Genomic DNA, 6716 nt, shown 5'->3' with positions numbered 1-6716 from the left:
TCCGGGGCGGAGCTGGCGGTGACGATCCCGGGCCGCGTGGGCGCCCTCGAGGCGGTGGCGCGCGAGCGCGCGAAGCCCCTGCCCGTGGTCGATGCGGAGGCGCTGCCCGCCGCGCTCCCCAGGGCGGGCCCGGCGCCGCGCTCGACGGGTCCGCATGAGCGGTAGACCTGGTGTCCGCGATCCTTCGTTCTTGACCCCCCGATGCCCGGGCGCTACGTTCGTCGCACCTTCCTGACCGTCTCCGGGCGTCCCAGGCCGGAATCGGAGAACGCCATGGGTGGCTTGTCGATCGCGCCGATGGGGCGTCGTGAGCTCGTCAGACTCGCCGCTGCGGGGTCGGGCGCCGCGCTCGCTCACGTTCCGCGCCGCGCCCGCGCCCAACAACCGAAGCGCGGGGGCGTGCTCAAGGTCATCGGCCTCGAGCCCCCGACCTTCGACATCCATGGGTCGGTCTCGTACCAGACGCAGCTCGTCTCGTCGTTCGTGAACCGGACGCTCTTCAAGTTCGTGAACGGCGCGAATTACGGGCCGTCCGACTTCAGGCAGGTACCGGACCTGGCGCTCAAGATCGACGTCTCGCGGGACGGCCGGATGTACACGATCCACCTGCGCCCCGGTGTCCGGTGGGAGGCCCGGCCGCCGCTCAACGGCCGCGAGTTCGTCGCCGCCGACGTGAAGTATTCGATGGAGCGCGCGCTCAGGAAGTCCGGGTATGCGAACCTCCTCGGCCGCGTCGAGGGGATCGAGACGCCCGAAAAACTGACGGTGCGCGTCCACCTCGCCGACGCCTTCGCGCCGTTCCTCCACAACCTGGCGGAGCCGTGGAACGCCATTCTGCCGCACGAGGTCGAGGAGAAGATGGGCGACTTCAAGGCGGCGGAGGCGCTGATCGGCTGCGGTCCGTTCGTCCTCGAGCGCTACGAGCCCGGCGTGAAGGCCGTCTTCGCCCGAAACCCGAGCTACTACGACAGGAACCTCCCGTACGTCGACAAGCTCGAGTGGCTCTTCGTGAAGGACCGCGCGACCCAGCTGTCGCTCTTCCGCGCAGGCCAGGTCGACATCCCGTTTTATGACGGGCGCATCCCGCACACGGAGATCCAGGCGTTCAAGAAGTCGAACCCGGCGAATCCCATCGTCTACTGGGACCGGCTCGCCAACCGCACGCTCGCGATGCGGACGGACAAGCCGCCGTTCAACGACGTGCGCGTCCGCCGCGCGTTCAGCCTGGCGATCGATCGGAGGAGGTGGGTGCAGCAGTACCTCGAGGGCCAGGGCTTCGAGGACCACGGCCCGGTGCCAGCGCCGATGCGCGAGTGGAAGCTCCCTGCGAAGGATCTCGGCGAGGGGGCCAGGTGGCTCGAGTACAATTCCGCGCTCGCCAAGAAGCTCCTGGCCGAGGCGGGCCATCCGAACGGGTTGAAGATGAAGTGCACGAACTGGCCCGGGTACGGACCCGAGTTCGTGGACGACCTCGAGCTGCTCGCGTACTCCTTGAAGGCCATCGGCGTGGAGCTGCAGATCGTGAACCAGGAGTACGGCAACTACATCCGGGGTTCGTTCCTTGGCAAGTTCGACGAGGCGAGCTGGGGCCCCTCGTCGGTCCTCACCGAAGTCGACGGCTATCTCTACAACTTCTACTACACCGGGCAGCCGAACAACCGGAGCCACGTGTCGGACACGAAGCTGGACGTGCTGCTCGACGCCCAGCGGCGCTACACCGTGACGTCCTCGCGCAAGAAGGCCATCGACGACATCCAGCGGTACTGCGCCGAGCAGGTGTACTACGTTTACACGCCGTACCCGCGGAACGTCTCGTCGTGGAGCGCCCGCGTGAAGAATTACGGGTCGAAGAACTCCTTCGACCGCGGCGCCGTCCTCTAGGTGGTCTGGCTCGACGCTTAGACAGACGCTGATTGTTCGCCGCGACGCGGCTTGACAGAGGCCACCCGGGAGAGATACGTTCCGGCCGCTGAGGCGGCCGTTGGACGTGAGGCAGTCCCACCCCCCTTTCACAGGCGAGGTACTGGCCATGAAGCTCGCGCGCCCCCTTCAAATCGGCGTCCTGATCGGTGCAGCCCTGGTCCTCACGTTGCTCGGCGTCCTGCCCTGGCCGTCGGTGGCGGCCAGCCCGATCAAGATCGGGCTCATCACCGACCTCACCGGCATGGCCTACCTACTCGCCAAGGACAACGCCGACGGCGCGAAGATCGCGGTCGACGAGATCAACAAGGCCGGCGGCGTCCTGGGCCGGCCGCTGGAGCTGGTGGTCCGCGACAGCGCCCTGAAGACGGACATGGGGATCGCGGCAGCGCGAGAGCTCGTGGTCGACCAGAAGGTCAACTTCCTGCTCGGCCCGGTCTCGAGCGCGGTGCGGCTGGCGATCTCCGACGTGGCCCGGCAGTACAAGGTGCCCATGATCGACAGCATCGGGGGATCCCGGCGTCTCGTCGAGGACCGGGGGCACGACTTCTTCTTCGAGCTGTCGCTGACGACGCGCACCGAGGCCTACGGGCAGGCGGTGGGCACGGCCAAGCTCAAGGGCAAGAAGGTCGTGACGATCGCTCCCGACTACGAGTGGGGACGCCTCGAGCACGAGGGCTTCGTCCAGCCCTTCAAGAAGATGCGCCCCGAGGCCGAGTTCATCGGCGAGTACTGGCCCAAGCTCGGCGAGAAGGACTACACCCCGTACATCACGGCGATCCTCTCCAAGAATCCCGACATCATCTGGAGCGCGCTCTGGGGTGGCGACTTCATCGGGTTCGTCAAGCAGGCGAAGGGCTACGGGGTCTTCGAGAAGTTCGTCTTCGTGGGCAGCGCCGAGCCGGCGTCGCTCCAGGCGCTCGGAGCGGACGCGCCCGAGGGGATCTACGGCTGGGATCGCGCGCCGGTGTACGCGATCGACACGCCGGCGATGAAGGCGTTCGTCGCCGCGTACCAGGCCAAGAACCAGCACCTCCCGACGGGGTGGGTGGCCTTCGGGTACGAGGCCGTGCAGCTCGTGAAGTGGGGGCTCGAGAAGGCCGGCTCGGACAAGCCCGAAGCGTGGGTCCGGGCCGTCAAGGGCGCCACGGTGCCGCTCCTTCGGGGCCCCATCACCTTCCGCGAGTTCGACAACGTGTCCAACTCGCCGGTGTACTTCGGCCGCCTGATGCGCGACCCGAAGTACCCGTTCCTGATCCTCAAGGACATTCTGAAAGTGGGGGTCGAGCCCTCGATGATCTCGGTGGAGGAGGTCAAGAAGCTCCGCGAAGCGGCCAAGTAGCGCGGCGAATGTCACGAGCCCGGGCGTGAGCCGGCCCAGATGACGCTCAGCGGAGTCGTCAACCAGTTCGTGAGCGGCCTCACGTTCGGGATGGTGCTCTTCCTGCTCGCCCTCGGGCTCGTCCTTATCTTCGGCGTCATGCGGGTCGTGAACTTTGCCCACGGCTCGCTCTACATGGTGGGCGCCTTCCTCGGCTACTTCGTCTGGGACTGGCTGAAAGGCATGGCCGGGAGCTTCTGGGTGAGCGTCATCGTGGCCGGGCTCCTGGTGGCGGCGCTCGGCCTGGTCCTCGAGTACCTGCTCCGGCCCCTCTACGCGCGCGAGCACAGCGACCAGATCCTCTTCACCTACGGCTGCGTGCTCATCATCGGCGACCTGGTGAAGTGGCTGTGGGGAGGCCAGTACCGCTCGGTTCCACGCCCGCCCGGCTTCGAGGGGCGCGTCGAGCTGGGCGGCGTTGTGCTGCCGACGTACTACCTGCTGGTCATCGGCGTCGGCGTGGCGGCGGGACTCGGTCTGTGGCTCCTGCTCGCGCGGACGAAGCTCGGGAAGATCATCCGCGCCGCCGTCGCCGACCGGGAGATGGTGGGGATCCTCGGGATCCGTCTGCCGCGTCTGTTCGCCGGCGTGTTCGGGATCGGCGCCTTCCTGGCCGGCGCGGCCGGGATGCTGGCCGCGCCGCTCGGCAGCATCGGCTCGGGCATGGACGTCGAGATCATCGTTGCCGTGTTCGCCGTGGTGATCGTGGGCGGCATGGGCAGCTTCCTCGGCGCGGCGCTGGCGTCCCTCATCATCGGCGAGGTGTACAGCTTCGGCATCCTGGTGCTGCCTGCGGCCGCGCAGGTGTTCATGTTCCTCGTGATGGTCATCGTCCTCGTCGTCCGGCCCCAGGGGCTCATCGGCGCCCCGGAGCGCTGACCAGATGAGCCGCTGGGGCGCGGTGGCGGTGATGGCGGCGGTCGTGGTCCTGCTGGCGCTGCCGTGGGGCGTGCGCGAGTACAACGTCCAGCTCGCGAACCTCTTCCTGATCGGGGCACTGTTCGCGCTGAGCTTCAACATCCTCTTCGGGTACACCGGGCTCCTGTCCTTCGGCCAGGCGACGTTCTTCGGTGTCGGCGCCTACGCGCTCGCCCTCCTGATGAAGAAGGCGGGGCTGTCCTTCGCGCTGGCCTTCGTCCTCAGCGTGCCCATCACGGCCCTGACCGCCGGCGTGATCGGCTTCTTCTGCTCGCGCGCGACGGAGTTCTTCTTCTCGATCCTGACCCTCGCCTTCGGGCAGCTCCTCTTCGTGGTCGCCAGCAAGTGGTACACCCTCACGGCGGGTGACGACGGGATCCAGTCGATCTTCCCGCCGCCGGCGCTCGGCTCGGCCGCCCGGTATTACTACTTCAGCCTCGCCGTCGTCACGCTCTCCACGGCGGCGCTCTGGTGGATCGTCAGGAGCCCGTTCGGCTACACGCTCCAGAGCATCCGGGACAACCCGCAGCGGAGCGAGGCCATCGGTATCAACCTTCGCTGGTACCGGTGGATGGCCTTCGTCGTGAGCGGCGTCTTCGCGGGTGTCGCCGGAGCCCTCTTCACCGCGTTCAACTGGGCGGTGGCGCCCACCGAGCTCGAGTGGACGAAGTCGGCCGAGCCGGTGGTCATGACGCTGCTCGGGGGGCCGCATCTGTTCGGGGGGCCGATCGTCGGCGCCGCGATCTTCACCTTTTTCCAGTTCTACCTGGGTAAGCACACCCTCTTCTGGGCGTTGTCGATGGGTGTGGTCATTCTCTTCGTGGTCCGCTTCATGCCGGGCGGCGTCGGCGGCTACCTCTGGCAGCGTGTGCAGGCGGCCCGGGACGCGTCGGGGCAGGGGCATGCTCCTCGGCGTTGAGGGCGTGAGCAAGAGCTTCGGCGCCGTCGCGGCGGTGACGGACGCGACGTTCGGCATCGAGCCGGGCGAGCTGGTGGCGCTGATCGGCCCCAACGGCGCCGGCAAGAGCACGCTCTTCAACCTGATCAGCGGGATCCTCAAGCCCGACGCGGGGACGATCGCCTTCGGCGGCGAGCCGATCTCGTCGCTCCCGCCCCACCGGATCGCCCACCGCGGGATCGGGCTGGCGTTCCAGGTCAGCAACGTGTTCTCGCGGCTCACCGTCCTCGAGAACATCCAGGTGGCGCTGTTCTCCGCGCGGGGCAAGAGCGGGAGCCTCTGGAGCTTCGGGCCGCGCACGCTCCGCGAGGAGGCCCGGGAGATCCTGGCCGCCATCGGTCTCCCCGAGCTGGCCAGGCTCTCGGCGGGGGCCCTCGCGCAGGCGGACAAGAAACGCCTGGAGGTGGGGATCGCGCTGGCGGTGCGCCCGCGGCTGCTCCTGCTGGACGAGCCCACCTCCGGGCAGTCCATGGAGGAGACCGATCTCACGATGGAGCTGATCCGCCGGATCAACCGGGAGCAGGCGCTGACGGTCCTCTTCATCGAGCACAAGATGGACGTCGTCTTCGGCATCGCCCGCCGTGTCCTGGTGCTGCACAACGGCCGCCTCATCGCCGACGGGGAGCCGCGGACCGTGCGGGCGAACGAGCAGGTCCAGAAGGCGTACCTCGGGGAAACGGGATGATCCTCGAGGTCGAGGACATCCACACGTACTACGAGACGAGCCACGTGCTGTTCGGACTCTCCCTCCACGTCCAGGAGGGCGAGCTGGTGGTGCTCCTCGGACGGAACGGCGCCGGCAAGACCACGACGCTCCGCAGCATCATCGGCGTCACGCCGCCGCGCTCGGGGAGCATCCGCTTCCGCGGGGCGGAGATCGCGAGGCGCCCCACCTACGAGGTGGCCCAGCGCGGGGTCGCCTTCATTCCCGATACCCGGCGGATCTTCCCGGACCACACCGTCCGCGAGAACCTGGAGATCGCCGAGCGCCCGCTCCGGGACGGCGGCCACAGCTGGACCATCGAGCGCGTCTGCGAGCTCTTTCCCGCGCTGCGCGCCCTGGAGGGACGGACGGGACGCCACCTGAGCGGGGGCGAGCAGCAGATGCTGGCGATTGGGCGCGCCCTGCTCGGCAACCCCCGCCTGCTGCTGATGGACGAGCCGACGCAGGGGCTGGCGCCCCTGGTGATCAGGAACCTGAGCGAGCAGATCCTTCGCCTGCAGCGCGAGGGCATGACCATTCTGCTCTCGGAGCAGAACATGGCGTTCGCAGGCCCGCTGGCGAACCGCATCTACGTCATCGACCACGGGACCATCCGGTTCGAGGGGACGCTCGGCGACCTGGAGGCCAACACGGAGGTTCGGACGCGTCACCTGCTCACGTAACGACGGGCGCCGTGACCCCCGCACGCTGATGGACACGGTCTTCGACGCCTTCATGGCCACCGCGAAGGCCGCGCCCGACCACGCCTTCCTCTGCGCGCCGCCCTCGCCCGGCCGGGCCTATCATCCAAACGGCGTCGAGTACACCTACGCGCA

The 6716-nt window shown here is 68.2% G+C and carries 6 protein-coding genes; all 6 read left to right on the top strand.

Features of this window, described 5'->3' with window-relative positions; translation table 11 throughout:
- The first annotated feature begins 273 nt into the window (after nt 1-273).
- The 6 genes from Q7W02_13440 (at nt 274) to Q7W02_13415 (ending at nt 6563) form a co-directional block, all read left to right on the top strand.
- Nucleotides 274-1881: an ABC transporter substrate-binding protein gene (locus Q7W02_13440; protein MDO8477172.1), complete on the top strand. Its 1608-nt coding sequence runs from the start codon at nt 274-276 to the stop codon at nt 1879-1881.
- Between the two features lie 148 nt (nt 1882-2029).
- Nucleotides 2030-3262 (top strand): ABC transporter substrate-binding protein, encoded by a 1233-nt coding sequence (locus Q7W02_13435; protein ID MDO8477171.1) that lies wholly within the window; start codon nt 2030-2032, stop codon nt 3260-3262.
- A 39-nt stretch (nt 3263-3301) separates the two neighbouring features.
- Nucleotides 3302-4180 carry a branched-chain amino acid ABC transporter permease gene (locus Q7W02_13430; protein ID MDO8477170.1) on the top strand — a complete coding sequence of 293 codons (879 nt, stop codon included), beginning with the start codon at nt 3302-3304 and terminating at the stop codon, nt 4178-4180.
- A gap of 4 nt (nt 4181-4184) precedes the next feature.
- The gene (locus Q7W02_13425; GenBank protein MDO8477169.1) at nt 4185-5138 is read left to right on the top strand and encodes a branched-chain amino acid ABC transporter permease; all 954 of its coding nucleotides are present in this window, start codon (nt 4185-4187) and stop codon (nt 5136-5138) included.
- Nucleotides 5122-5862 carry an ABC transporter ATP-binding protein gene (locus Q7W02_13420; protein MDO8477168.1) on the top strand — a complete coding sequence of 247 codons (741 nt, stop codon included), beginning with the start codon at nt 5122-5124 and terminating at the stop codon, nt 5860-5862. The genes Q7W02_13425 and Q7W02_13420 overlap by 17 nt, the downstream gene beginning before the upstream one ends.
- Nucleotides 5862-6563 (top strand): ABC transporter ATP-binding protein, encoded by a 702-nt coding sequence (locus Q7W02_13415; GenBank protein ID MDO8477167.1) that lies wholly within the window; start codon nt 5862-5864, stop codon nt 6561-6563. The genes Q7W02_13420 and Q7W02_13415 overlap by 1 nt, the downstream gene beginning before the upstream one ends.
- The last annotated feature ends 153 nt before the right edge of the window (nt 6564-6716 follow it).

The sequence above is a fragment of the Candidatus Rokuibacteriota bacterium genome (assembly GCA_030647435.1).
Taxonomy (GTDB): domain Bacteria; phylum Methylomirabilota; class Methylomirabilia; order Rokubacteriales; family CSP1-6; genus AR37.
Note: the sequence above shows the minus strand (reverse complement) of the source record. Positions and strands in the feature narration are given on the sequence as shown.

Excerpts from the sequence above, each read along its gene's own strand:
- Q7W02_13440 (MDO8477172.1), top strand. The coding sequence starts at position 274 with ATGGGTGGCTTGTCGATCGCGCCGATGGGGCGTCGTGAGCTCGTCAGA.
- Q7W02_13430 (MDO8477170.1), top strand. The coding sequence starts at position 3,302 with ATGACGCTCAGCGGAGTCGTCAACCAGTTCGTGAGCGGCCTCACGTTC.
- Q7W02_13435 (MDO8477171.1), top strand. The coding sequence starts at position 2,030 with ATGAAGCTCGCGCGCCCCCTTCAAATCGGCGTCCTGATCGGTGCAGCC.
- Q7W02_13425 (MDO8477169.1), top strand. The coding sequence starts at position 4,185 with ATGAGCCGCTGGGGCGCGGTGGCGGTGATGGCGGCGGTCGTGGTCCTG.
- Q7W02_13420 (MDO8477168.1), top strand. The coding sequence starts at position 5,122 with ATGCTCCTCGGCGTTGAGGGCGTGAGCAAGAGCTTCGGCGCCGTCGCG.